The following is a 26,661-nucleotide window of genomic DNA, read 5'->3' as shown; positions in this document are numbered from 1 at the left end:
TTAAACGGAATGAACTCGCTTGCAGTACGCCGGCAAATCCATCTTATAGAATATGATGAGTGAAGGCTCTTATTGGCATAAATGAGCTCCTAACACTCGGTTATACCTGTCTTTTACAGGCTAGCTTATATTGTAATTACTGTAAGCGGTAACTAATACATCAACTAATCGTACGCTAAAAATAAGGTAGCGATAATTTTGCTCCTTCTTCTCAAACTTAATTCGATACGTTTTAATAAGGAGTGCTTTTTTTGCATCTGTTTCAAACGTTCTTTTGCTTTCGCTTTTTGCTCAATTTTTTGTCGAAGCTCTTTTTCCTTCTCCACAGGGTCCCATAACATAGCTGTGCACATACAATTTTTACGGTCTTTACTCATTAAGATATCGTAATTTACACAACTTTGACAACCTTTCCAAAATTCTTCGTCTTGGGTTAACTCTGAATAGGGGACGGGTTCATACCCCAGCTCCGAATTGATTTTCATTACTGCAAAACCAGTGGTCAGACCAAAGATTTTTGCCTTCGGGTATTTTTCGCGCGATAAGTCAAAAATCCGCTTTTTAATAGCTTTAGCTAACCCTTCTTTTCGGAAAACCGGATTAACGATGAGGCCGGAATTGGCAACATATTCACCATGGCTCCAAGTTTCGATATAACAAAAACCTGCCCAAGTGCCATCTTTATGGAGCGCTATTACAGCTTTTCCCTCAAGCATCTTATTGGCAATATATTCCGGTTTTCGACGTGCAATACCCGTACCGCGTGCTTTGGCAGATTCCGCCATTTCATTGCAAATCTGTTCGGCATATCCGATATGCGATTCATTTGCAGGAATAACAACAAAATTTGAAGTATTCATTGAATGTGAATGACCCAAGAGAACAAAACAATAAAACACATTTTGCTCTACCGTTTGATTTTGATTACCTTTTTGTTAATTGTTTTTGATGGATACAATAACCGGACTCGCTATTGTACTTTTTGTGGAGTGGGTATGCCCTCGAATCAAGCCCGGGGCATAATGGGTCGTCGGACTCTTAAAACAAGTTTGTTGCCAATCGCTTTTATGCATGGGATTACTTGCGCACTTCCTGGATTGGAATGCTTAGCAATATTTATATGCATATTAGCAATATTCATGTTATAAAGAATCTTTCCTTATTTAATAATGGTTGCAAATGTAAAAAATAAAATTTGGTTTATGCAATATTTATTGTATAAAATTAGTAATATTTTATCGATTTTGCTTGGCAGTTTTGATAATGTTATGGCTTGACTCCCATTTTTAGGATTTCTTTAAAGGTGTAAAACGAAGGCTGTGGCGTTATATTCCATTAAAAGGTGTATAGAATGGGATACCTCTTGTAACTGAAAGGCAATATAAGAGGTATCCCATTTTCGGGAGATTACCAGAATCTTACGTAAAGCGCACTAACTAATAGTAAAGTCAATACAATCATAACCATTACGGAAGGTTCTACTTTAAACATTTTAGTGTCTAAAATGAATGCTTTGGGATTAATTTTTGGTCCTGCCAAACTAACAGCGATCATTGCAATAACAGTGAACAGAAACGAAAGGCCCATGCAAATCTGAAAAGGAATTTCATAACCACCGCGCCCGTTTGGATAAGCCGTATATAACAAAGTGTCATTTCCAAACCACGTCGGCGCGTAATTGTTAAAAACTACCGATAAAGCAAAACCCATAATAAGTCCTACGATGGCTGCAGCTCCTGTAGTTCGTTTCCAAAACATACCTAATAAAAACATTGCCAATACACCTGGACTGATAAAACCGGTATATTTTTGAATAAAAGTAAAACCGCCCTCTCCGCCGATTCCAAGCATATCGTCCCACGTGAAGAGAATTGATGCTGCAATCGCGATGATTACGGTAATTTTTCCAACATTGACCAGATTTCTTTCCGACGCATCTTTATTCATATACTTTTTATAGATGTCCATGGTGAAAATAGTGGCTATACTGTTGGCCTTTCCCGCTAACGAAGCAACAATGGCTGCGGTTAAGGCAGCTAATGATAGCCCTTTCATGCCATCAGGCAGAAAACCTAGAATAGCCGAATAGGCATTGTCAGGGTTGAAATGTCCACCCGGTGCCATTTCTTCCTGCAAAGCGCCATTTTTGTATAGAACATAAGCGGCGATCCCGGGAAGCATAACGATAACCGGCATAAAAAGCTTCAAAAATCCGGCAAAAAGAATTCCCGTACGTGCGGTTTTTAAATCAGCACCCAAAGCGCGTTGGGTAATATATTGATTGCAACCCCAATAATTTAGATTGACAATCCATATCCCTGCTAAGTACATGCCTAAGCCGGGGAGCATAAGGTACTTATTAATTTCCTCCTGGGATGACGAAGCAGTCGGCTTTTCGATAATCATTTTAAAATGCTCCGGCGAATCCTTCATAAGTTGCGAGAAGCCGGCCAATACATCTTTGCCTAAACCAAAATGTTCGCTGACAAGTGTAAGCGCTACATAAGTTGTAGCTACGCCACCAATAATAAGTACCAGCACCTGAATAACGTCCGTAAAACCGATTACGCGCATACCGCCCAGGGTAATTACAACGGCAAAGACCGATAGAGCCAACACAATCGTATGAAAGCTTCCACCGCCGGCCAAATTATTAATAGCTAAAGCTCCTAAGAATAAGATTGACGTTAGATTTACAAAAACATAAAGGAACAACCAGAATACAGCCATGATTAGACTGGTTGTTTCATTGTACCGATTATTTAAAAATTGCGGCATGGTGAAAATCTTGTTTTTCAGATAAACAGGAATGAACCACACGGCTACAATAATAAGAGCCAGGGCCGCGATCCACTCGTAGGCTGCAACAGCAACCCCGACGGTAAATCCATTGCCGCTCATACCGATGAATTGCTCTGCCGATATATTGGAGGCGATAAGCGAAGCGCCAATTGCCCACCAGGTTAACGATCCTTCAGCTAAAAAGTAATCTTTACTACTGGCGTTCGCATTGTTTTTTTTGCGATAAATCCAATATCCATATCCCGCTACTACTACAAAATAGACGAGAAATATGATGTAATCAATTTGTGCAAATTTTCCCATAATGGAGTTAAGGTTAAAAGGTTAGCAAAAAAGGTGGCGAAAAGAGCCGTTCCGCCACCTTTTATTTTATTTTTGGATCTGATAAAACACCTCACTCCATTTCAATTCATTTTCGAATTGACCAAGCTTCGTGTTTTCATCAATTTTTACAAATTCAATACCTGCTATACGTGCAAAATCTTCCAGGTACTCACTTGTTAGATTTTGGCTATAAACGGTATGGTGCGCACCACCGGCATAGATCCAAGCGGTACATGCGGTTTTCATATCCGGTAATGGTTTCCAAAGAACGCGTGCAACCGGTAACTTTGGTAGTTCATTTTGTACATCAACCCCTTCTACAACATTCACAATAAGGCGAAACCTGTTTCCCATATCCACTAATGAGGCATTCAATGCCTTTCCGCCTGCTGCATTAAAAACAAGTCGGGCCGGATCTGCCTTTCCGCCAATACCTAAAGGATGAACTTCTAAACGAGGTTTATCTTTTGCTAAGGAAGCGTCTACTTCAAGCATATGTGACCCGAGTACCATTGCATTATCAGGATCGAAGTGATACGTATAGTCTTCCATAAAAGCATTCGCTCCAGGTAGACCCGAAGCCATTACTTTGCAGGCACGAACCAAAGCCGGTGTTTTCCAATCGCCTTCTCCTGCAAAACCATACCCTTGTTGCATAAGCCTTTGGGCGGCAATACCTGGAAGTTGTACTAAACCGTGCAAATCCTCAAAGGTGTCTGTAAATCCTTTATAACCGCCTGCTTCCAGGAAGTTCTTTAAACCGATTTCGATTTTTGCTGCATCTAGTACGTGTTGTCGTTGCGCTCCGCCTTCTTTCGCGTTATCGGCAAGTATATATTCTTCTTCATATACTTTTACCAGTGCTGCAACCGCTTCATCACTTACTTTGTTTATCTCAGCTACTAGATCACCAATGGCATAAGTATTAACCGAGAAACCGAATTTCATTTCTGCTTCCACTTTATCTCCATCGGTTACAGCAACATATCGCATGTTATCGCCAAAGCGAACAAACTTCGCGCCTTGCCAATCGTTCCAAGCGGCGGCGGCCCTAGTCCAGATACCAATCTTTTTGGCAACATCTTCATCCTGCCAGAAGCCGGTCACTACTTTTCTGTTGATCCGCATCCTGGAAACGATGAACCCAAATTCCCGGTCGCCATGTGCACTCTGATTGAGGTTCATGAAATCCATGTCAATACTGTCCCACGGAATATCTCGATTATACTGCGTGTGCAGATGTAAGAGGGGTTTTTTGAGAGCGTTCAATCCCCTGATCCACATTTTTGCCGGAGAGAACGTGTGCATCCAGGTAATAATGCCAATACAATTGGCGTCTTTGTTTGCCTCTGCGATGGTGTTATATATTTCTTCCGAGTTTTTTACAATTGGTTTGTACACAATATTAACCGGAATCAGTGCTTGATCCGTCAAATAATCAGCAATCTTTTTAGCGTGCTCCGCAGCCTGCGCGAGGGTTTCAGGACCGTATAAATCTTGACTTCCTGTTATAAACCAGACGTCAAAAGTTTTTAAATTTAGCATATCTATATTTCGTTGTTCGTTATTTGTTTTGTATCAAGTATCAAGATATTCCTAGAAGTTTTCAGTTTTACGTTTATTGATTTTCCAGCCTTTGTCTGTGGCTTAGGAGCTGGGAAACAGGGGGCTTATTCCCTGTTGTAAATTTAAACTTACCACGTAAAACTCATCACTTAAAACTACTGTTGTCCATAATAAGAATCCGGTCCATGCTTCCGCTCGAAATGTTTTTTGATCAATGAATCTTTAAGGCGTGGCGCATTGGGATTAATCTGTTCCGTTAATAAGGCCATTTGTGCCACCGTTTCCAAGACAGCGCTATTGTACACTGCTTTTTCTGCGGTCTTTCCCCAAGTAAAGGGGGCGTGGTTTCCTACCAAAATCATTTCCACTTCCCGGTAATCCAATCCGTGATCCTTAAAGTGGTTAAGGATCTGAAAGCCTGTTTCATATTCATAATTACCTTTGATCATGTGATCGGCCATGGGCGGAGCACACGGAATATCGGTAGTAAGATGGTCGGCGTGTGTCGTGCCAAATATGGGAATATCCCGCTGACTTTGCGCCCACGCAGTAGCATAAGTAGAATGGGTATGGACAATACCGCCGATATTTTCCCAGTGTTTGTATAATACAGCATGGGTTTTCGTATCAGAAGAGGGTCTCATGTCACCTTCAATGGTATCGCCCTCAAAATCGACAATCACCATGTTTTCGGGACTTAATTTTTCGTAAGGCACACCACTTGGTTTAATGGCAAAAACTCCTTTAGCTCGATCGACAACGCTGACATTGCCAAATGTAAAAAGCACCAGACCTAGTTTAGGAAGCTGCATATTGCTTTCATATGCAGCCTCTCTTATATCTTGATAATTAAAATTAGCCATGAATTTTAAGCGATATGAGTTAATATATTGTCTTTTGAGGTTAACTTCTCTTCAATGAGCATACCCATTTGTGTATACTTTTCGTAGCGTAGTTTATAAATCGCAACTCTTTGCGGATTCGGGTGATATTCAGCGTCAAAGCCTTGGCCCATGGCAGACATAGCCTCTTCTACTTTGGTGTAAATGCCTGCCGCAGTGGCTGCAAACATAGCGGCTCCAATCGCACAAGTTTGTTCCGATCGATGGATTTTTATGGGCATATCCATTACATCAGCCATCATTTGCATGATAAATGGTGCTTTTCTGGCGACACCTCCCATGCCAATTAAGCCTTTAACCGGTACACCTTGTTCATTGAAGCGATCAACAATTTTCTTAGCGCCAAAACAAGTTGCTTCTACTAATGCTCTAAAGAGCTGCACCGCGTCTGTTCCCAGGTTTAGGTCGAAAAAAGCTCCTTTAAGCGCCTGGTTAGCATCAGGTGTCCGTCTTCCGTTTAGCCAGTCGATTGCAAATTCTTGCTGAATATTAGGTTCGATCTTCTGGGCGAGTTTACTCAGTTGCGGTATAATCTGCTGTTCTAGTTGGTTCGCCAAATCGTCCAATGCCGGATTATCATTTGTTGACAAAAGATTTTTTAGTGGCCACATCAAAAGATTTTTGAACCAGGCATAGGCATCACCAAACGCAGACTGACCGGCCTCCATTCCGAGCATCCCGGGAATGACAGAACCATTTACCTGGCCACAAATACCGCTTACTAAGATGCCGTCTACTTCATGGTTCGGAGCCACTAGCATATCGCAGGTAGACGTGCCCATTACCTTGCTTAAATAGTATGGCTCAATTTGTCCACCCACAGCTCCCATGTGGGCGTCGAAGGCGCCAATTCCGATCACTACCGATGTGCTGAGTCCGAGTTTTTGCGCCCACTCTTCACATAAATGGCCCGCCTTTTTATCGGCCGTATAGGTATCTGCTGAAATATTGTCGGTAAAGCCATTTAGCAAAGGATCAACAGCAATAAAGAATTCGTTTGGCGGATAACCGTCAAATGACTCGTTCCAAAGGGATTTATGACCGGCTGAGCATACACCTCTTTTTATATGTAGCGCATCTTTGCCACCGGTTAGTAAAAACGGAATCCAATCGCAATGTTCAACCCAAGTGAAAATGTTGTTGGCGATCGCTTTGTCTTTACGTAAAATATGGAGCAACTTCGCCCAAAACCATTCAGAGGAATAGATGCCTCCCACGTATTGCAGGTAGTTTATATCAAATTTTTTGGCGGTTTGATTGATCTCGTCTGCTTCCTTTACGGATGTATGATCTTTCCAGAGTACAAACATTGCGTTTGGATTTTCCTCGAAAGCAGGAAGCAGTGCTAACGGTGTACCTGTTTTATCAACGGCAACTGGTGTTGATCCGGTTGTATCAACTGCGATAGCCTTTACATTGGCTGATATCTGTTCACCACTCTGCTTTAAGCAGTCTTTAATCGTATATTCCAGACCTTCAATATAATCTAAGGGATGTTGCCTAAATTGGTTGATGGAAGGATTACAATATAAACCTTTTTTCCACCGGGGGTAATGATAGATCGAGGAAGCGATCTCTTGTCCATTACGGGCATTCACGAGCACAGATCGTACCGAATCCGTGCCGTAGTCTACTCCGATAACATATGCATTGTCCATATATACTAAAGTGTATTTCGTTCTTTAATTTTTATACCCAGAGAATTACAGTGCTGTGAGTTTACGATACTAATTGGTCAGTCTGTCAATCTCTTCTGCTATTTCGTGTCAAAATAACATTTATTTTTTTAGATAAAAAAATATTATCGAAAAAATGTGCATGAAAAAAATTAAGGGTTAGGTATAAAGTTTAAGAATGAACTTATTTTATCTTTATAGGTTTCCTTATTGAGCTTGTAATAAAATGCACCCTTTTTCGAATTCTCTTTATCCTTATCTTTTTGACGAACTAATAAACCTGTTGACAAAAGTTTTCTATTAAAGTTTCTTTTATCCAATACAATATCATAAACACCCTCATAAAGAGTCAGTATTTGGGGGATAGTAAATTTTTCGGGCAGTAACTCGAAGAGTATTGGATGCAGGGCGGCTTTATAGCGTAATTTTTTCTTCGCATGTTCTACCATGCTATTATGATCAAAGATAAGTTTCGGTATTTCTTTTAGTGGCATCCACTCGGCACGATACTCCTTGCTTAACTGATCTTTGTATTTACGAATGTCAATAAGTGCATAATAAGCAATGCTGATTGTTCTCTCAATGGGATCTCGATTGGGTTCGCCAAAGACCTCCATTTGCTCCATATATACATTTTCTAAACCCGTCAATTGCTTCAAGACGCGTGCAGCGGCTTCCTCAGGTGTTTCATTCGGCTCCACGAATCCGCCCATTAAGCTCCATTTATTTTTTTCAGGCTCAAAGCCTCTTTGTATAAGCAGCAATTTAAGACTTTCCCCATCAAATCCAAAGATGATACAGTCTACGGCAACAAGTAGGCGTGTTTGTTTTGAGTATTTCGTCATAATTTAAAGGTAATTAGATCGGTAAGATAATATTCATTTAAGATAATTATCGGCATTCTGTAAAAATTAGTTCCACGTTCGCATTACATGCGATAAAGATAGTCAAATTCCAGTTGCTTTATCAAATTGGTAAAGCAGACAATGTTACAAAGATAATCATTTGTTTAAACGATTAAGTATTCAAAGAAGTGTTTTTTTGACACTTTTTATTAAATGTTCCATTGACATTTAATAAAAAGCTTCTATATTCGTTCCGACCGATTACGCTTAAAACGAATAACCAATATATAAACACATGCAACGAATCAATTTAAAATTCAATTGGCGTAGCGCTTTGATAGTATACATGGCGCTTCTGCTAAGCCATTTGGGGTGGAGCCAACAGAGCACGCAAATTAAAGGGAAGGTAACTGATAAAAAAGGAGAGCCTATACCCGGTATCAGCGTAAGTCTACCAGGCTCGAAAATCGGAACTACAAGTGATCTCAATGGTTTTTATCAAGTTCAAGTACCGGCCTTAATTGGCAAGCTGGTATTTACCAATGTTGGGTATATAAAAAAAGAAGTCCCTTTAGTTTCCGGACAATTCATCTACGACGTAACCTTGGAAGAGGATTTACTGGGATTGGAAGAAGTGGTGGTGGTGGGATACGGAACGCAGCGAAAAGCAGACATTACCGGCTCTGTTGCTATTGTGGATGTTGCCGAATCCAAGAAATACTTAACAAATGATATTTCCCAGCTATTACAGGGACGGAGTCCGGGTATTACCGTAAATAGCGATGGACAGCCCGGTGCCAGCCCAAATGTAAGAATTCGAGGCGTAAGCACTTTTGGTAATGCACAGCCGCTATATGTGGTAGACGGTGTTCCTGTGGGCACGTCCATACGTGATTTCAGCCCTAATGATATCGAATCGATGCAGGTCTTAAAGGACGCTTCAGCAGGTGCTATATACGGTTCTATGGCAGCCAACGGAGTGGTGATAATTACAACAAAACAGGGTAAGAAAAATACGCCGTTAAATATTGAGTATAATGGATCCTATGGGGTGGATAAAGTTTGGCAACGTATACCGGTTTTAAAGCGCACCGATTATCAGTTGATTGCCAATGAAGTAAGAACCAATGCCGGGTTACCGCTCATTCCGGGAAATGATCCATCTTCACCACTATTTATTGATAACGTGGATACGGATTGGCAAAAGGAAGGATTAAAAAACGGATCAAGGCAAAACCATAATCTCAATTTTATGGGTGGTGGGGAAAATACGACCTATAACCTTTCTTTCGACTACCTTGGTAATGACGGTACTTTTGTTGGCAATGGACCTAGTTATGATCGGTATACTGCACGCATCAATACAACTGCCAGAAAAGGTATTTTCAAAGTTGGCCAAACTTTTACCTATACACACTCGCACGAAAATACACTTACCTACAATAATACCATATTGACTGGCAGTCGCCCGCCATTGGTGATCGATTTGGTGGAAGCTATTCCAACACAAATGATTTATGATCCTAATAATAAGGGAGGTTTTGGCGGTACGGAGTCGAATATCCATGATGTTATATCGCTTAATGCAATTGCCATCAATAGTTTGTTTGAGAATTATACAGACGTCGATCGCATGTTTGCAACTGCTTATGGAGAGATCGATTTAATAAACAAGAACGGGCATAGCTTACGATATAAATTAAATTTAGGATACGACAAAACACAGGCGCGGGATTACGCTTTTCAACCTGCCTTCGATTTGGGATATTTTTTCCATTCAAATATTTCCAGATTAGACGACGGGCAACGCACCTATACAACGGGCTTGGTAGAGAACACCTTGAATTATGAAAAAAAGTTTGGAAAACATGCGCTCACGGCACTGATCGGGCAAACCTACCAGTATGGATCTGCATTAGTTCGTAGTGGACATTCAGAAGCCTTTACAGAGCCATATTTCCCAATTTTAGACAATGGAAGCAATAAAACGGCCTCCGGCACCATTGACGAAAATGCGCTTTCATCTTATTTAGGCCGTATTACATATAATTACGATGATAAGTACCTCCTGACTGCCAATATCCGTCGAGATGGATCTTCCCGATTTAGTCCTAGGAATAGGTTCGGTTATTTCCCCTCGATTGCTTTGGGATGGAAGTTGACCAATGAACCATTTTTTAAGGTATCGAAGGATATTGTAAGTGACTTAAAGCTGCGAGCGAGTTATGGCAAGCTGGGAAATCAAAATATTGGGGATTACTTATATATGAGCTATATCAATCCGAATATTGTCTACAACTTTAATGGCCAAAAAGTGTTCGGCGGACTTCAAACAAGTTTAGTGTCGCCTGATATCAAATGGGAATCTAAAGTTACCTCCAACATCGGTTTGGATGGTATTTTGCTGAATGGACTAATTGATTTTACCGTAGAATATTATCGCAATAAAACCACTGATATATTGGTTGGTGTTCCTATTCCCGGTTCAACGGGATCGGTTAATAAGGCACCGACAGTTAATACGGGAAGTTTGCAGAATTCAGGGTTTGAGTTTATGGCAGCCTATAATAAAACCCAAGGAGATTTTAATTTTAGTATTGCCGCAAATGTAAGTACAATTAAGAATAAAGTATTGGCTTTGGGTGATAACAATGAACCTATTTATGGTGCTGGTTCCAAAACGGAAATTGGAGGCGAAGTGGGACAGCATTTTGGCTATGTGACGGAAGGTATCTTTCAATCGGTCGAAGAAGTAAATGCGCATGCTTTTCAAAGTGCAGGAACAGCACCCGGAGACCTTAAGTTTAAGGATTTAAATGGAGACCATGTGATTAATGCGGATGACCGAGCCTATCTCGGAAGTGCTATCCCGGGATTAAATTATGGATTGAACTTCACTGCCTCTTACAAAAAAATAGATTTTACCTTATTTGCATCCGGTAGTTCGGGCTTTAAAATCAATAGCAGAATGTACCGAGACCTTATGTTAACGACAGATTATATTAATAGACATGAGGATATTTTGGAGCGTTGGACACCGACAAACACGAACACCGAAATCCCTCGTTTGGTAGCCAATGATCCCAATGGAAACGGACGTGACTCGGATAGAAAGGGCTGGCTGCAAGATGGAACGTATTTACGGATCAACACGGTATCACTGGGCTATACTTTACCTGATAAATTGATCAAGGGCGTTCAACGCTTGCGGGTCTATGCAACGGCTCAAAACTTATATACTTTCCAATCTTACAAAGGATACAATCCTGATTTCACTGCCGGGGTCTTTGAGCCCGGGTTTGATTTTGGTTCCTTTCCGAAGCCAAGAACCTTGATGTTGGGAGTACAAGTTGGGTTTTAATATATAATCAAAATAATTATGAAAAGATATATAATCGCACTGTTTTTATTCTCCATGTTGATGGTTGGATGCGATAAAAAACTAGATCTTAATAGTCAAAAACAAGAACAAGTAGAGACTTATTGGCAAACAGCAGAGCAAGCATCGGCGGGTGTTATCGCCATTTACAATAGTCTGATTCAAGACGGTACCTATATGCGGATGATGCCTGCTCTTACCGATGCAAGAGGAGATGATTTTGTAGGAGACAGCCCCTGGGGCGATTTGGTGCAAACGGGAAAGTTTACGGTTATGTCAACCTCCGGACCGGTAGAGTGGGTTTGGTCGCAATGGTATCAATTGATATACAGGGCAAATCAAGTGCTTACGTTTGTTCCCAAGATTGAGATGGATCAAGCATTGAAGGATCGTCTATTTGGACAAGCTCATTTTTTAAGGGGTTTAGCCTATTTTACCCTAGCAAATACTTATAAGACTGTTCCCGTTATTCTTACACCTCCTGTCGATAGGCAGGATTATTACCCGGCAACAGCCTCTGAAGAGGTTTTATGGCAACAGATTATCGACGACCTTCGTGCTGCAGTAGAGTTGTTACCGATTTCTTATAGTACGGTATCCGGGCCTGATGCCAATCAAACCGGGAGAGTTACGAAGGGCGCTGCAGTGGGAATGCTCGGGAAAGTGTTTCTCTATCGGAAAAATTGGGCAGCAGCGGCTGAGCAATTCCGATTGCTAATAGAAGGGCCAACGCTGAATACCTATCGTTTAATGACTGATTATCGAGATAACTTCAAGCCAACTAACGAAAATAATGCCGAGTCTTTATTTGAAGTCCAATTTGCCGACCCGGAAACGGTTGGAGGAACTGTCTTCAATTACGGAGGAGAGCCGAATGCCAACTGGAAGCAAGTCTCTTCTGTTGGGCATACCTATGCCATGGACGGTTTTGGTTATTCTGACTTTTTGCCTACAAGAGGACTTTATAATGAATTTAAGGAAGAGCGGACAATAGATGGTGAGCTCGATCCCAGACTGCTATCTACCATTGCTTCCTTTGAGCCAGGTGTGTCCGAATTGGCCTATGGGGATGTTTGGAAAAATCCGAAGAGCAATATCTATCCGCGTAAATATACCCATGATGGTATTCCAGGCTATACAAATGAAAATAACGGCGTGGAAAACTCAGGCATTAATTACCGTATTCTTCGGTATGCTGACGTATTACTCATGTATGCGGAAGCGCTGAACGAACTTGGCCAGACAGACCAAGCCTATCCCTATATACAACAAGTAAGAGATCGCGCGAAACTTCCTGATCTGGCGAGTGTAAAGTCGAATATGACACAAGAGCAAATGCGCGATCAAATCGCACATGAACGATTTCTAGAGCTAGCTATTGAGGGAATTCGGATTAATGACATTATCCGATGGGGCTGGTTATATGATCCGGATAAACTTGCCAAACTGAAAGAAAATGATAACGATTTTGACACCTGGCGAGCAGGAAAGGAATACCTTCCCATTCCACAGCGAGAGTTAGATCTTAATAGAAACTTGTTGCCTAATTCGGCAAATTAAAAGGAATAGCTGAATAGGATAGTTTTTAAATGTTTATTTTACATTTATTAATATTTTCCTATCTTAGACGAGCGTATAGCCAATTATTTGTTAGATACCAAAATTGATACCATGAATAAAAAACCACTTATTGCCTTACTGTCCTTGCTGATTTCCAGTACGACATTATGGGCACAAAACCTGGTGAAATTATTGCCGGGGAAAGACACCATTACCATTAATAAACATATCTATGGGCATTTTGCCGAACATTTGGGCCGTTGCATCTACGATGGCATTTATGTAGGCGAGGACAATAAAACCGTTCCACATACCAACGGTGTTCGCAATGATGTGATAGAGGCATTAAAAAAATTAAACATACCAAACCTTCGTTGGCCGGGTGGTTGTTTTGCAGATACCTATCATTGGAAAGATGGTATCGGGCCAAAAGGAAAGCGACCAAGCATCGTAAATACTTGGTGGGGAGGAGTTACTGAGAATAACAGCTTTGGAACGCATGATTTTTTAAATATGTGTGAACTTCTTGGCACCGAACCGTACCTAGCTGGTAATGTAGGTAGTGGGGAAGTGCAAGAACTGGCCGATTGGGTACAATACGTCAATTTTGATGGAAAAAGCCCCATGTCCGATCTTCGGAGGGAAAACGGGAGAGACAAACCCTGGAAGGTTAAGTTCTGGGGAGTTGGTAACGAAGCGTGGGGATGCGGGGGCAATATGACGCCGGAGTATTATGCGGATGTATACCGTAAATACGCCACCTTTATGTCAGATTGGACCAATAGCGGCGGGCTGTTTCGTATTGCATCCGGAGCCAACAGCGATAATTATGAATGGACCGAAACGCTTATGAAAAAGATTCCCAAATCTTTGGTCAAGGGCTTAGCATTACATCATTATGCGGTAATTGACTGGCAAAAGAAAGGTTCAGCAACCATGTATACTGATGAACAGTATTTCAAAACGATGAAATCTGCCTGGTTCATGAATGAGCTGGTTGAGAAGCATAGTGCTATCATGGATAAATATGATCCTAAAAAAGAAATCGCGCTTGTTGTTGATGAGTGGGGTGGCTGGTACGAGGTAGAGCCCGGCACTAATCCCGGCTTTTTATATCAACAAAATACCATGAGGGATGCGATGATAGCCGGTATGACGCTCAATATATTCAACAATCATGCAGAACGGGTGCGAATGGCTAATCTGGCGCAAACTGTGAATGTGCTACAAGCGGTTATATTAACCGAAGGTGATAAGATGCTGGTGACTCCGACCTATCATGTTTTGGAAATGTACAAAGTGCATCAGGATGCTAGATTGGTTCCTATTGAAGTAAATAGTCAAAAGCTTTCATTTAACGGCGAATCAATTCCAGCGGTTTCCGCTTCGGCATCCATCGCAGAGGACGGCAATACACATATATCGTTGGTAAACATCGACCCTAAAAACCAGCAAGAAATTACGATCGACTTAAGTGATAGAAAATACAAAAATCTAAACGGACGATTACTTACTTCAAAAAAACTTAGAGATTTTAATTCTTTTGAGAATCCAGGCTACATAAAACCAGAAATATTTAAAGGAGCCAAAATGAAAAATAACCAAATTTCGGTCACGCTACCGCCATTCTCTGTGGCCGTCTTAGCGTTAAATTAAAGGTACAAACGAAAGATATATAACATAATGATTCGACGGAAGTTACTGGGAGTATTTATTTTGAGTTGCGCACTCGGCTTAAGTGCGCAAGAAAAGAAATCGTTTACTATCGATATTTCACATCCTACAGGAAACATATCCCCCAATATGTGGGGGGTGTTTTTTGAGGATATTAATTTAGGAGCGGACGGCGGAATCTATGCTGAACTTATAAAGAATAGGTCCTTTGAATTCGCAGATCCTTTTATGGGCTGGAAGAAATTGGGTGAGAAGATCGGAGAGGGAACTTTTTTGGTATTGAATCGAAAAGACAAACCCAATAATCCACGTTTTTTACGGGTTAACACAAGCTTATCATCAGAAAAAGTTGGATTACAAAACGAAGGTTTCCGTGGCATGGGGATTAAGCAGGGACTTCGATATGACTTTAGTGTCTTGTATAAACAAGCTGTACCTGGCATTACTTTACGTTTACAGCTGGTGGATACCTTGGGTTCTGTAATAGGGGAGAGTACGATTCGTCCGGAAAAAACCGGGACGGATTGGCAAAAGCAGCAGATAAGCTTCCGAGCCGCTAAAACGGAATCAAAAGCGAAACTTGTTCTCTGGTTCGAAGGGAAGGGTACGCTAGATGTAGATATGATTTCGCTTTTCCCGGAAGATACTTGGAAAAACAGACCCGGGGGCTTACGGAAAGATATGGTTCAATTATTGGCGGACATGAAACCGGGTTTTATACGATTTCCCGGTGGGTGTATCGTTGAAGGCAGAGACTTAGCTAATCGTTTTCAATGGAAAAAGACCGTTGGGCCGATTGAGGATCGTAAGCTCATCATCAATCGATGGAATACCGAGTTTAAGCATCGCTTAACACCTGATTATTATCAAAGCTTTGGATTAGGGTTCTTTGAATATTTTCAGTTGGCGGAGGATATCGGGGCCGAGCCATTGCCCATCTTGAACTGCGGTATGGCTTGCCAGTTCAATACGGCCGAGCTGGTTCCAATAGATGAACTGGATGAATATGTACAGGATGCATTGGATCTAATAGAATTTGCTAATGGGGATACCGGCACAAAATGGGGAAAACTGCGTGCCGAAATGGGACATCCGCTGCCCTTCAATTTAAAAATGTTAGGAGTAGGGAATGAAAACTGGGGTCCGCAATATATAGAACGACTTGAAGTCTTCAAAAAAGCCCTTAACGAACGATATCCGAATATTAAGATTGTAGCTAGTTCAGGTACCGATCCCGAAGGCGAACGTTTTGAATTTCTTAATAAGGAGTTAAGACGACTAAAGGTCGATTTTATTGATGAACATTATTATCGCAGTCCCGATTGGTTTTTGACCCATGCTAATCGCTATGACGCTTATGATCGCCAAGGACCAAAAATTTTTGCGGGTGAATATGCTGCCCATACTGATCGGACCGCAGGTACCGGTAACCGAAATAACTGGAAAGCGGCCATTGCCGAAGCAGCATTCCTAACCGGGGTAGAACGAAATGCAGACGTTGTCGGTATGGCTTCTTATGCACCCTTATTCGCTCATGTTGACGGATGGCAATGGACACCTGACCTTATTTGGGTGGATAATTTGCAAGCATACGGTACACCGAACTATCAAGTGCAGAAGCTATACGCTATAAACAAAGGAACTCATGTAATCTCCGTTCGTATGGATAACGTGATTCCTAGTGGTCAGGATGGTCTATATGCGTCCGCGGTACTAGACAGTAAAACCAACGAAGCGATCATTAAGGTGGTAAATCATAACGATTATCCTATCAATGGTAGTTTTAATATACAAACAAAAGAAAATTTAGCAAAAGAAGTAGAACATATTGTGTTGACCGCTGGATTAGCGGAAGAGAATTCCATTCAGCATCCCAATAAAGTCAGCCCGAAAATTGACAAGGTGACGCTTAAAGGGAAAACGATAATCTCCGACTTATCACCCTATTCTTTTCATATCTTCAAAATCAAGATTAAATAGATATGCTAAGCCGGAATCTAATTGTTGTATTTCTCGTGATTACCTGTTCTAGCTATGCACAGCAGCCGGGACAGGTAATCGTACACGATCCGGTGTTGATTTCGGCAGACGATAAATATTATCTCTTTGCTACCGGAGATGGTATTGATGTATGGTCTTCAACCGATTTGGAAAACTGGTCTAAACAGGCACCTGTTTTTCCGGAATCACCGGCCTGGGCAAAGCGGGAAGTGCCAACATTTAAAGGGCATATTTGGGCACCTGATATCCATTATTTTAACGGCTTGTACTATCTTTATTATAGTATATCTGCTTTTGGAAAAAACACCTCCTGTATTGGACTAGCGACTAATCCAACTTTAAATCCGCAAGATTCGGGGTTTAAGTGGACGGACCGTGGAAAAGTGATCCAGTCGATACCTGGGAAGACAAATTGGAACGCCATAGATCCCAATCTAGTGTTCGACGAAAGTGGGCATCCATTTCTTGCATTTGGTTCCTTTTGGGACGGTATCAAATTGGTGAGACTAAGTAGAGACGGTATGCGAACGGAGGACGATTTGCTTACTATACCAACACTTGCCAGTAGAAAGATAAATCGCCGGGCACCTAATCCCCCAGCCATAGACAACAATCCAGTTGATGCAGGGGGCAATGCCATTGAAGCTCCTTTTATCTTTAAACGGGGAGGCTATTATTATCTTTTTGCCTCCATCGATTATTGTTGCAAAGGAGCGGCAAGCACTTATAAAATGATTGTGGGAAGAGCGAAAAAGGTGACAGGACCTTATTTGGACGATCAGGGGAAAGACTTGGCTTCTGCCGGTGGTAAACTCCTTTTGGCGGGCGATAGCCGATGGCATGGCGTCGGGCATAATGCCGTAATAAAGCTTGAAGAAGACGATTATCTCGTTTTTCATGGCTATGACGCTCGGGATCAGGGTAAACCTAAATTAAGAATTGAGAAATTAAAATGGGACAACAAAGGTTGGCCTTTGTTGATTAATAATGAATTATCAAACCAATAGATAGTATAATCATGAGCAAAATAATTTACATTGCTGCAATAGCCGCGGGTCTGTTAAACGGAGCATGCAACCAGCGTACCCAACAATCTGCTGAAACGGCGGATACGGTGAAAGTTGATACAACTTCCGGTTTTAATGCTGAAATTGACGGAAAAGAGGTAAAACTGTATACATTGATAAATGGTAAGGCAAAAGCGATCATTACCAATTACGGAGCCCGTTTGGTAAGTTTGTTAGTCCCGAATAAAGAAAATACACAAACAGACGTCGTATTAGGCTATGATAAGGCCGAAACTTACAAAGCAAATAAAGCAACTTTTTACGGTGCTATTGTAGGCCGGTATGGAAATCGCATCGCAAAAGGTCAATTTACCCTCAATGGAAAAACGTATCAACTGGAAAAAAATGACGGAGAAAATTCACTGCACGGAGGGACTAATGGTGTATATGATAGGGTATGGGATGCCGAACAGATAGATGAAAAAACACTTAAATTGACTTATCACTCGACCGATGGGGAAGCGGGGTATCCTGGTAACGTTGATATGACGGTGCTTTACTCCCTAAAAGAAAACAATAGCTTGGAAATCGATTATACCGCTACGACCGATAAACCAACTGTTTTAAATTTAACGAACCATGCTTACTTCAATTTAAATGGTGAAGGAGATTCAACCATTTTAGATCATGATTTAACCCTATATGCAGACCAGATTACACCTGTAAACGAAACCCTGATTCCTACCGGTAAATTTATGGACGTTACCGGTACGCCTTTCGATTTTAGAAAAGCGACTCCAATCGGTGCGCGTATCAATGCGGATGATGAGCAGATAAAAAGAGGGAAGGGATATGACCATAATTTTGTGTTGAACAAAAAAGAAGGCTTACAAACAGCTGCTTTGGTATATAGCAAAAAAACAGGGATTGAGATGGAAGTGTTGACTGAAGAGCCGGGCATACAATTTTATAGCGGCAATTTTATGGAGGGAGGACAAAAGATAGGCAAAGACGGGAAAGATTACGGATATCGCTCGGCCTTTTGTCTGGAAACACAACATTTTCCTGATTCACCCAACCAACCAGCTTTTCCTTCCACTGAGTTAAGACCGGGCGAGCCTTACAAGACCAAAACAATCTATAAATTTTCAATTAAATAAGATGATACGATTTAAGCAAATATGCCAGTGGATCAAGTATAGTACATCATTTCTATATTGTCTGGCTTTTATGGCCTGCCAATCGAGCTCGCAGTCGGTGTTGAAGAGCCCTGACGGGAAAATCGTCCTGACTTATAAATTGGATGCGAAAGGAAGACTATGGTATCAGCTCCGTAAAAATGATACCCTGGTGTTAGACTCGTCACGGTTGGGTGTCCTACTTAGCCAAACTAAGTTTGACGACAAATTACAAGTAACATTTGATTCCGCCTATCACGGAATTAACGATAACTATGTAATGTACAATGCAAAGAGAAAGCAAAATCATTATGCAGCAAATGGTCTGGTTTTGGGGTTACAAAATGAAGAAGGTCAACATTGCCGCATCATATTTCAATTAGCAAATGATGGCTTAGCTTTCCGTTATTATTTTCCTAACATAAAAGCACTCACCAAGGTTGAAAAAGAATTAACAACTTATCACTTACCAACAGGGTCGAAGGCTTGGTTACAACCTATGGCCGTTGCTAAAACCGGGTGGGAGCATACGAATCCTTCTTATGAGGAACATTATGAGCAGGAAATACCGGTAGGGACGGCGGAAAAAACAGGTGCGGGCTGGATATATCCTTCGCTGTTTAAAAGCGGCAATAACTGGTTACTTATTACAGAATCGGCTTTGGATAGCCAATATTGTGCAACCCATTTAGCTGCGCAATCGCCCAATGGAGTTTATCAAGTGGCTTTTCCTGATTCCAGGGAAGAAATAGTAAACGATGGTATTTTGCCTCGTTCAGATAAAGCGTTCTATTCTCCATGGAGGATTGTTACCGTTGGTAATTTGGCAACCATAATTGAATCTACCTTAGGGACCGACCTTGCTCCGCCCGCGATGGATACCGATTCCTCTTTTATTAAACCCGGTAAGGCCTCGTGGAGCTGGATTAATTCCAAGGACGATTTTATTACCTATGATGAACAAAAGCGGTATATTGATTTTGCGGCAAATATGAAATGGCAATATTGCCTGATTGATGTGAACTGGGATACAAAGATTGGCTACGAAAAAATCGCTGAATTATCGGCGTATGCCAGCCGGAAAGGTGTTGGGCTAATTTTATGGTATAATTCTGCGGGAGACTGGAACACGGTAAAATACACGCCAAAAGATAAATTGTTAACCCATACCGATAGGCAACAGGAGTTTAAGCGTTTAAAGGAAATGGGCATTAAAGGAATCAAGGTCGATTTCTTCGGAGGAGATGGTCAATCAGTTATTCGTTATTATCAAGAAATCTTGGAAGACGCAGCCAGCTACCAATTATTAGTAAACTTTCATGGCGCTACTTTGCCAAGAGGTTGGGCAAGAACCTACCCTCACTTAATGACTACAGAAGCTGTTCGTGGTTTTGAAATGGTCACTTTTGGTCAAGCCGACGCTGATAAAGAAGCAACGCACGCTACCATGCTTCCTTTTACACGCAATGCATTCGATCCGATGGATTTCACACCGATGAATCTTTATAAAATTCAAAGCAGTGTGCAACGCAAAACAAGTAGTGCGTTTGAATTGGCAACAAGTGTACTTTTTCTTTCAGGTATCCAACATTACGCAGAGTCACCGGAAGGAATGAAACATGTATCGGAAGATGTTCAGGATTTTTTACGTGCGTTGCCAAACAGCTGGGATGATGTGAAGTTCATTGATGGGTATCCCGGTAAATATGTAATTATTGCCCGTAAATCAGGCGATAATTGGTATATAGCTGGAATTAATGGAGAAACGCAAGAGAAACAATTGGCGCTTAACTTGTCTTTTATTGATGGAAAGCAAGGAGCGTTATTTACAGATGGGAATGGTTCGGAGCTTATAACACATCAAACTATTACGGCGACAAACAAGCTTCCGATATCGATGAAAGGAAATGGAGGCTTCGTTATGAAGTTTTAGATATTAAATGGAATCGCAAGCGAGGCAACTTAATTTACAAGTTGCCTCTTTTTATTTCATCCACGGCGTAATTAGCAGCTCTCGCTGTCAAGGCCATAAAAGTGAGTGATGGATTCTGGTTACCGGTTGAAGTCATACAGGCCCCATCTGTAACAAATACATTTTTGCAATGATGCAGTTGGTTCCATTTATTTAAAAGGGATGTATCCGGGTCGTTTCCCATGCGCACACCTCCCATGTCGTGAACTTCAAGCCCTGGATTTCTATAACCAATAGCATGTTGATCAACTGTAACAATGTCTTGACAGCCAGCTGTTTCAAGCATTTTTACTCCCTCTTGAAAGAAATCTAGAAGCTGTTTATCATCGTTTTCCGTGTAGGCGATAGATGTTATTAATAAAGGTACTCCCCATTGATCCGATTTATCGTTGCTTAATCGTACATGGTTTTCTTTGATAGGTACCGTTTCTCCTTGCATCATCATGGAAACTACCCATTTTCCAGCCTCCGTAAGCGCCTCTTTGAAAGTGGAGCCGATACCATCTGCCCGCTTAGACCACCCTTCTCTACTTGCACTGAAGGCCACCATATAACCGCGCAAAAAGTCTGTTTCCTGTTTATACACATTTCTAAAAGAGGGCATAAATACTTGGGTGGGCCTGCGACCAAAATAATATTGATCTTCAAAACCGTCTATAGAGGCCGTTATCCTTCCACGATAGTTATGAAAGGCAATGTGCGTTCCCATTAAGCCATTCAGATTGCCAAGACCATTCGGAAATTTACTCGATTTTGAGTTCAATAAAATCAAATTGCTATTTAAAGTTGCGCCATTTACAAATATAATACGGGCTTTGTATAGATGTTCCCGTTTCGTGTCACTTTCAATCGCTTTTACACCAACGGCCTTTCCTGCTTTCTCATCATACAAGATGGAATGTACGACGGTATCTGTTTTAATGGTGAGGTTCCCGGTTTTCTCCGCCCAAGGTAAGGTGGAAGCGTTTGAGCTGAAATAGGCACCAAAAGGGCAACCTCGTTGGCATAGTGAGCGAGCCATACATTTTGTTCTGCCTTGCTCCGTGTGTACTGTTTGCGGAGCCGTCACGTGTGCGCACCTTCCCATAATGACCGGTCTATCGGGAAAATGGCGATTGATTTTACTTTTAATGTATTTTTCAACTGCATTCATTTCAAATGCGGGTAGAACTTCACTGTCAGGAAGGTTGGGAAGCCCGTCTCGATTACCGGAAATACCGACAAATTTTTCTACGTGGCTATACCAGGGAGCCAAGTCGTTATAACGAATAGGCCAATCAACAGCAAATCCGTCGCGTTTTGGGGCTTCGAACTCATAATCGCTCCAGCGTTGGGTTTGCCTTGCCCACAAGAGTGATTTACCGCCCACTTGGTAACCTCGAATCCAATCAAAAGGTTTCTCTTGGATATAAGGATGCAGCGCATCCTGTATATAGAAGTGTTTCGTTGATTCATCAAATGCATAGTGTTTACTGATGGTCGGGTTCTCTTCAATCATGGTGCATGTTTTTGTATTGCCATGTTGAAAATCCCAAGGATCAAGCATCGCAGTGGGGTAATCCCGGACATGTTTTACCATTCGGCCCCGCTCGATAACCAATGTTTTCAGCCCTCTTTCACATAATTCTTTGGCTGCCCAGCCGCCGCTAATACCGGAACCAATGACAATAGCATCAAATGTATATTCCATCTTTGATCTGCAGGTTAAAATTGTCTTCTCATGCAAGCCGGATGCTCGCATCGTTGAAAATAGAGTTTTAATTTTTTATATGAAACCCTTTTTCGAAAAAAAGAGTTTCAGCTACAAATTTTTTACATGGAATGAACAGAGATTACCTTCGGCAAACTCCCGTTGGTTGGTTTCGCTTTTAATATATAGCTGAAGGTGTTTATATTATAAGAACGTTTTCTTTATTCAACTTTTCTTGATAAAAGTTGAGCAAAATCAAGGCTGTGTAGGCTACCTTGCATCTGATGGCAAAGCATCACTGGCGCGTATTGGAGCCGTTTCACTTCCTCAATCCGCTTGGGTAGTGCAACATAAACAGAGGTGCAAATGCTTTGCTGCTCGTTGCATCGGTATCCTTCAAGGCCGTTTTACCCCACACCCGAGGCCTTGTTGGCTGCCCGCAAAAACCCTCCGTTCTATTAAAATATCGCCTAGGAAATTTGCGGTTTGCACGTTGATGCACTACCGTTTGTAGCAAAGTTCCAAGCGATGAGTTTTTGGTTACTTTTTGCGGAAAAAAGTGACAAAAAAACGTTCCTTTTTAAAAGTAAAATCCTTGGTGGAATGAAGGCTAAGAATGTGAAAGCTAACTATTATATTACATTTCCTTTTAAAATAAGGTAATAAATGGTTAATATTTGATCGCCTATTACATGCATATCAAATTATATTTGCTCTTGCTAACAATTGACAATATAAACCTCCATTTTGCTTAGGGCGATAACTTGTGATACTTGATCAGCGATTTAAGTGGCTTGAGGAGGGTACACTAAATTAATTTATAAATAGCAAAAGGAAATGATCAATACGAACTCGAAGGCCATTACGGTGCTCTCAAAAATGATGTTTGTTTTTTTATTCTTAGTACAGGTGGAAAAAATGGATGCGCAACCAAGCGACTTCTATAAGCAGACGAGCGAAATAGCTCCAATAATTATCCGATATGATCAAGATGTGCATACGATCCTCGATTTTTATTCACCGCGGGCTGCAAACGGATTTTCCTATCAACCGGTTTTGAACTCGCCCCAACAAAGAAAAAGACTGAATGAAATTAATATTCTGTATTTAAATGAACTGACTAAATTTCAGTTTGATAAGCTACAAGTTAATGGACAGGTAGATTACCTCTTATTAAAAAATCAGATAGAGGGTTATCAAGAGGAGCTAAAGGAGGAAGATGCTCAATATCAATCGATCAAACCCTTTATTCCTTTCGCAGATTCCATTTATAACTTAGAGCGTGTAAGGCTGAGGGGTGGCTCAGTGGACGGTGAAAAGATTGCCGGAGAACTGCATGCGCTATCCAAATACTTGGAAACGCGCTTAGAGGAATTATCGAAACAAACTAAAATTGACAAGAGAGAGGCTGAATTTGCACGTGGAGCCGTATCTGCTTTACAGGCAAGATTACAGAATGTTTTCAAGTTTTATAATGATTATGATCCCATGTTTACTTGGTGGGTGCCGCAGACTTACGAACAGCTTGATTCATTATTAGGAAAATACGCAGAAGGATTGGCTGCATTGGGTGAACTAAGGACCACGCAGAAACCCGATCAAAGTGGTATCAAGGGGAATCCGGTTGGTGAGGCAGCGTTGAATAAATTACTACGCCGCGAATATATACCTTACAGTCCACAAGAGCTTATTGAAATTGCAAATCAAGAGTTTGCTTGGTGTGATAAAGAACTATTGAAAGCTTCGGCGGAAATGGGTTTTGGAAGCGATTGGAAAAAAGCACAAGAACAGGTTAAGAATAGTTACGTTCCGGTAGGGCAACAACCGGAGCTGATTATAAAATTGTACAATGATGCCAAGTCATTTATAACGGAACGGGATTGGATTACTTGGCCGGAGCTGGCTGACGAAACTTGGGGGATGATCATGATGACACCGCAAAGACAGTTAGTGAATCCCTTTTTCACAGGAGGAAGAGAAATTAGTATCTCATATCCAACGTCTGGGATGTCATACGAAGATAAGATGATGAGTATGCGTGGCAATAATCCTTATTTCTCTCGAGGTACCGTACAGCACGAACTTATTCCGGGGCATCATTTGCAGTACTTTATGAATAGTCGATATAAGCCTTATAGAAGAGAATTTAGAACACCTTTTTATACAGAAGGGTGGGCCTTATATTGGGAGTTGTTGTTGTATGAAAATGGCTTCGCTAAAACTCCCGAGGAGCGTATAGGTATGTTGTTTTGGCGCATGCACCGTTGTGCCCGTATTATTTTCTCTTTGAATTATCATCTCGGGAAGTGGTCCCCTCAGGAATGCATTGATTTTCTGGTTAATCGTGTTGGCTTTGAACGTGCAAACGCAGAAGGAGAAGTAAGGCGTTCGTTTCAAGGTGGTTATCCTCCTCTTTATCAGGCGGCCTATTTACTTGGAGGAATCCAAATTATGGGTTTAAAGCATGAACTTGTTGACAGTGGAAAGATGACGATGAAGGCATTTCATGATGCGTTTATGCAGGAAAATCAGATGCCTATTGAGATGATGCGGGCAATTCTTACCAATCAAAAATTGTCTAAAGATTTCAAAACAAAATGGAAATTCTATGATTTCAAGTAAAGATAAACTGACTGTCGCCCCCTGCATGACAACAGAAAAAGAAATGCATCAAACGGGCTTTAAACCTTCTTTACGGCTCATTGATGCCACGATGCTTGTTGCAGGCAGCATGATTGGTTCCGGTATCTTTATTGTCAGTGCCGATATTACCCGTCAGACCGGTAGCGCCGGTTGGTTGATGTTTGTTTGGTTTATCACAGGTTTTATGACCCTTACCGCAGCTTTGAGCTATGGAGAACTGAGTGCTATGTTTCCCAAGGCGGGGGGCCAATATATATACTTGAAGGAAGCTTATAATCCACTGATTAGTTTTTTATATGGATGGAGTTTTTTTACAGTTATCCAAACGGCTACCATTGCGGCCGTAGGAGTGGCATTCGCAAAGTTTACCGCTTATCTTCTACCTCAATTCAGTGAAGATTTGGTGATCGCGAATTTTGGCATCCTCCAAATTTCGCCGGCTCAACTTCTCAGTATTGTGATTATTTTCTTGTTGACTTATATTAATACGCGCGGTGTAAGCAATGCTAAATGGGTACAAACGATTATAACGCTAGCTAAAATACTGTCACTGGCGCTTTTAATTATTTTTGGCTTATTAGCCCTTAAGTCAGACGTATGGCAAACAAATTGGTTAAGCGGTTCAACGTGGAACTTGCAGCGATTAAATATAGATGGCTCGATAGAAACATACACAAGCATAGCTGCCTTCGGTGCTATAGCTGCTGCCATGGTCGGATCTATTTTCAGTAGTGATTCTTGGCATAGTGTGGCCTTCATTGCCGGCGAAGTTAAAAATCCGCAACGAAATGTGGGCCTTAGTTTAGCGCTGGGAACCATACTGGTTACCTTGTTATATATGCTCACCAATTTAATGTATACGGGAGTTTTGACCCTTCCGGAGATGGCCGCTTCCGAAAAGGACCGCGTTGCGGTCACCGCTTCTCATATAATCTTTGGGAATGCAGGAACCATGATCATTGCGTTGATGATCATGGTGTCTACTTTCGGTTGTAACAACGGACTGATTATGGCGGGTGCCCGTGTCTATTATTCGATGGCCAAAGAAGGCGCGTTTTTTAAGAAGGTAGGTACCCTAAATAAGCAGGCGGTTCCCGAGGTAGCATTATGGCTGCAGGCTATCATTGCGTCGTTATGGTGTTTAAGCGGTCGCTATGGTGATCTCCTGGATATGATATCCTTTGTTGTGGTACTATTCTATATGTTAACCATAATCGGAATATTCATTTTACGAAAGAAACGGCCCGAACAACCACGACCTTATAAAGCTTTCGGTTATCCGGTTTTGCCGATTATCTATGTTTTAATGGGCTTAAGTTTTTGTATTTTATTGATTATTTATAAACCACAATATACTTGGCCCGGCTTGATCATCACTTTAGCAGGAATTCCGGTTTACTACCTGATAGCAAAGAAACAAATTGTAAAATAGGCCTCATTCT

General features: G+C 41.4%; 16 protein-coding genes. 9 read left to right on the top strand and 7 right to left on the bottom strand.

The features are described from left to right. Positions 1-164 precede the first annotated feature (164 nt). The 6 genes from ACH11B_RS05395 to ACH11B_RS05370 all read right to left on the bottom strand — a co-directional run bounded on the left by ACH11B_RS05395 (position 165) and on the right by ACH11B_RS05370 (position 8,115). A complete protein-coding gene (locus ACH11B_RS05395; RefSeq protein ID WP_013664331.1) occupies positions 165-860 on the bottom strand; it encodes an N-acetyltransferase in 696 nt (231 codons plus the stop codon). Between the two features lie 547 nt (positions 861-1,407). After that, entirely contained in the window at positions 1,408-3,105 is a 1,698-nt protein-coding gene (locus ACH11B_RS05390) for a sodium:solute symporter family transporter (RefSeq protein WP_289554242.1), read from the bottom strand. A 66-nt stretch (positions 3,106-3,171) separates the two neighbouring features. Beyond that, the gene (gene araA, locus ACH11B_RS05385; RefSeq protein WP_289554241.1) at positions 3,172-4,671 is read right to left on the bottom strand and encodes an L-arabinose isomerase; all 1,500 of its coding nucleotides are present in this window, start codon (positions 4,669-4,671) and stop codon (positions 3,172-3,174) included. 176 nt (positions 4,672-4,847) lie between these two features. After that, positions 4,848-5,555, bottom strand: a complete 708-nt coding sequence (locus tag ACH11B_RS05380) for an L-ribulose-5-phosphate 4-epimerase (RefSeq protein WP_377609916.1) — start codon at positions 5,553-5,555, stop codon at positions 4,848-4,850. Positions 5,556-5,560: 5 nt separating this feature from the next. After that, positions 5,561-7,252 carry a ribulokinase gene (locus ACH11B_RS05375; protein ID WP_377609914.1) on the bottom strand — a complete coding sequence of 564 codons (1,692 nt, stop codon included), beginning with the start codon at positions 7,250-7,252 and terminating at the stop codon, positions 5,561-5,563. Between the two features lie 170 nt (positions 7,253-7,422). Next, positions 7,423-8,115 carry an NrtR DNA-binding winged helix domain-containing protein gene (locus ACH11B_RS05370; RefSeq protein ID WP_013664326.1) on the bottom strand — a complete coding sequence of 231 codons (693 nt, stop codon included), beginning with the start codon at positions 8,113-8,115 and terminating at the stop codon, positions 7,423-7,425. A gap of 295 nt (positions 8,116-8,410) precedes the next feature. Here ACH11B_RS05370 and ACH11B_RS05365 point away from each other — a divergent pair, with 295 nt between their 5' ends. The 7 genes from ACH11B_RS05365 (at position 8,411) to ACH11B_RS05335 (ending at position 20,847) form a co-directional block, all read left to right on the top strand. Next, entirely contained in the window at positions 8,411-11,476 is a 3,066-nt protein-coding gene (locus ACH11B_RS05365) for a SusC/RagA family TonB-linked outer membrane protein (protein WP_377609912.1), read from the top strand. A gap of 18 nt (positions 11,477-11,494) precedes the next feature. Beyond that, the gene (locus ACH11B_RS05360; protein ID WP_289554238.1) at positions 11,495-13,054 is read left to right on the top strand and encodes a RagB/SusD family nutrient uptake outer membrane protein; all 1,560 of its coding nucleotides are present in this window, start codon (positions 11,495-11,497) and stop codon (positions 13,052-13,054) included. A 111-nt stretch (positions 13,055-13,165) separates the two neighbouring features. After that, on the top strand, positions 13,166-14,710 hold the full coding sequence (locus ACH11B_RS05355) for an alpha-N-arabinofuranosidase (RefSeq protein ID WP_289554237.1): 1,545 nt from the start codon (positions 13,166-13,168) through the stop codon (positions 14,708-14,710). A gap of 27 nt (positions 14,711-14,737) precedes the next feature. Continuing rightward, positions 14,738-16,708 (top strand): alpha-L-arabinofuranosidase C-terminal domain-containing protein, encoded by a 1,971-nt coding sequence (locus ACH11B_RS05350; protein ID WP_377609910.1) that lies wholly within the window; start codon positions 14,738-14,740, stop codon positions 16,706-16,708. Between the two features lie 2 nt (positions 16,709-16,710). Then, positions 16,711-17,736 carry a family 43 glycosylhydrolase gene (locus ACH11B_RS05345; RefSeq protein ID WP_377609907.1) on the top strand — a complete coding sequence of 342 codons (1,026 nt, stop codon included), beginning with the start codon at positions 16,711-16,713 and terminating at the stop codon, positions 17,734-17,736. An 11-nt stretch (positions 17,737-17,747) separates the two neighbouring features. Further along, complete coding sequence (locus ACH11B_RS05340; RefSeq protein WP_289554345.1) at positions 17,748-18,896, top strand: aldose epimerase family protein; 1,149 nt, start codon at positions 17,748-17,750, stop codon at positions 18,894-18,896. A gap of 1 nt (position 18,897) precedes the next feature. Beyond that, positions 18,898-20,847, top strand: a complete 1,950-nt coding sequence (locus ACH11B_RS05335) for a glycoside hydrolase family 97 catalytic domain-containing protein (RefSeq protein WP_377609905.1) — start codon at positions 18,898-18,900, stop codon at positions 20,845-20,847. A 34-nt stretch (positions 20,848-20,881) separates the two neighbouring features. Here ACH11B_RS05335 and ACH11B_RS05330 read toward each other — a convergent pair whose 3' ends face one another. Further along, positions 20,882-22,576, bottom strand: coding sequence for a GMC oxidoreductase (locus ACH11B_RS05330; RefSeq protein ID WP_289554343.1), 1,695 nt, complete (start codon positions 22,574-22,576; stop codon positions 20,882-20,884). A gap of 837 nt (positions 22,577-23,413) precedes the next feature. On the opposite strand from ACH11B_RS05330, the gene ACH11B_RS05325 reads away from it, so the two are divergent. Together ACH11B_RS05325 and ACH11B_RS05320 are read left to right on the top strand one after the other, a co-directional pair. Beyond that, positions 23,414-25,198 carry a DUF885 family protein gene (locus tag ACH11B_RS05325; RefSeq protein ID WP_289554342.1) on the top strand — a complete coding sequence of 595 codons (1,785 nt, stop codon included), beginning with the start codon at positions 23,414-23,416 and terminating at the stop codon, positions 25,196-25,198. Then, positions 25,185-26,651, top strand: a complete 1,467-nt coding sequence (locus ACH11B_RS05320) for an amino acid permease (RefSeq protein WP_013664318.1) — start codon at positions 25,185-25,187, stop codon at positions 26,649-26,651. The genes ACH11B_RS05325 and ACH11B_RS05320 overlap by 14 nt, the downstream gene beginning before the upstream one ends. The last annotated feature ends 10 nt before the right edge of the window (positions 26,652-26,661 follow it).

The organism is Olivibacter sp. EAT-5, from assembly GCF_044784325.1.
GTDB classification, from domain to species: Bacteria; Bacteroidota; Bacteroidia; order Sphingobacteriales; family Sphingobacteriaceae; genus Olivibacter; species Olivibacter oleidegradans.
The sequence above is the reverse complement of the archived record's forward strand: the minus strand, read 5'-3'. Positions and strand labels throughout refer to the sequence as shown.

Coding starts and splice junctions, on each gene's coding strand:
- ACH11B_RS05335 (WP_377609905.1), top strand. CDS start 18,898: ATGATACGATTTAAGCAAATATGCCAGTGGATCAAGTATAGTACATCA.
- ACH11B_RS05370 (WP_013664326.1), bottom strand. CDS start 8,115: ATGACGAAATACTCAAAACAAACACGCCTACTTGTTGCCGTAGACTGT.
- ACH11B_RS05360 (WP_289554238.1), top strand. CDS start 11,495: ATGAAAAGATATATAATCGCACTGTTTTTATTCTCCATGTTGATGGTT.
- ACH11B_RS05330 (WP_289554343.1), bottom strand. CDS start 22,576: ATGGAATATACATTTGATGCTATTGTCATTGGTTCCGGTATTAGCGGC.
- araA (WP_289554241.1), bottom strand. CDS start 4,671: ATGCTAAATTTAAAAACTTTTGACGTCTGGTTTATAACAGGAAGTCAA.
- ACH11B_RS05395 (WP_013664331.1), bottom strand. CDS start 860: ATGAATACTTCAAATTTTGTTGTTATTCCTGCAAATGAATCGCATATC.
- ACH11B_RS05380 (WP_377609916.1), bottom strand. CDS start 5,555: ATGGCTAATTTTAATTATCAAGATATAAGAGAGGCTGCATATGAAAGC.
- ACH11B_RS05345 (WP_377609907.1), top strand. CDS start 16,711: ATGCTAAGCCGGAATCTAATTGTTGTATTTCTCGTGATTACCTGTTCT.
- ACH11B_RS05375 (WP_377609914.1), bottom strand. CDS start 7,252: ATGGACAATGCATATGTTATCGGAGTAGACTACGGCACGGATTCGGTA.
- ACH11B_RS05350 (WP_377609910.1), top strand. CDS start 14,738: ATGATTCGACGGAAGTTACTGGGAGTATTTATTTTGAGTTGCGCACTC.
- ACH11B_RS05365 (WP_377609912.1), top strand. CDS start 8,411: ATGCAACGAATCAATTTAAAATTCAATTGGCGTAGCGCTTTGATAGTA.
- ACH11B_RS05390 (WP_289554242.1), bottom strand. CDS start 3,105: ATGGGAAAATTTGCACAAATTGATTACATCATATTTCTCGTCTATTTT.
- ACH11B_RS05325 (WP_289554342.1), top strand. CDS start 23,414: ATGATCAATACGAACTCGAAGGCCATTACGGTGCTCTCAAAAATGATG.
- ACH11B_RS05320 (WP_013664318.1), top strand. CDS start 25,185: ATGATTTCAAGTAAAGATAAACTGACTGTCGCCCCCTGCATGACAACA.
- ACH11B_RS05340 (WP_289554345.1), top strand. CDS start 17,748: ATGAGCAAAATAATTTACATTGCTGCAATAGCCGCGGGTCTGTTAAAC.
- ACH11B_RS05355 (WP_289554237.1), top strand. CDS start 13,166: ATGAATAAAAAACCACTTATTGCCTTACTGTCCTTGCTGATTTCCAGT.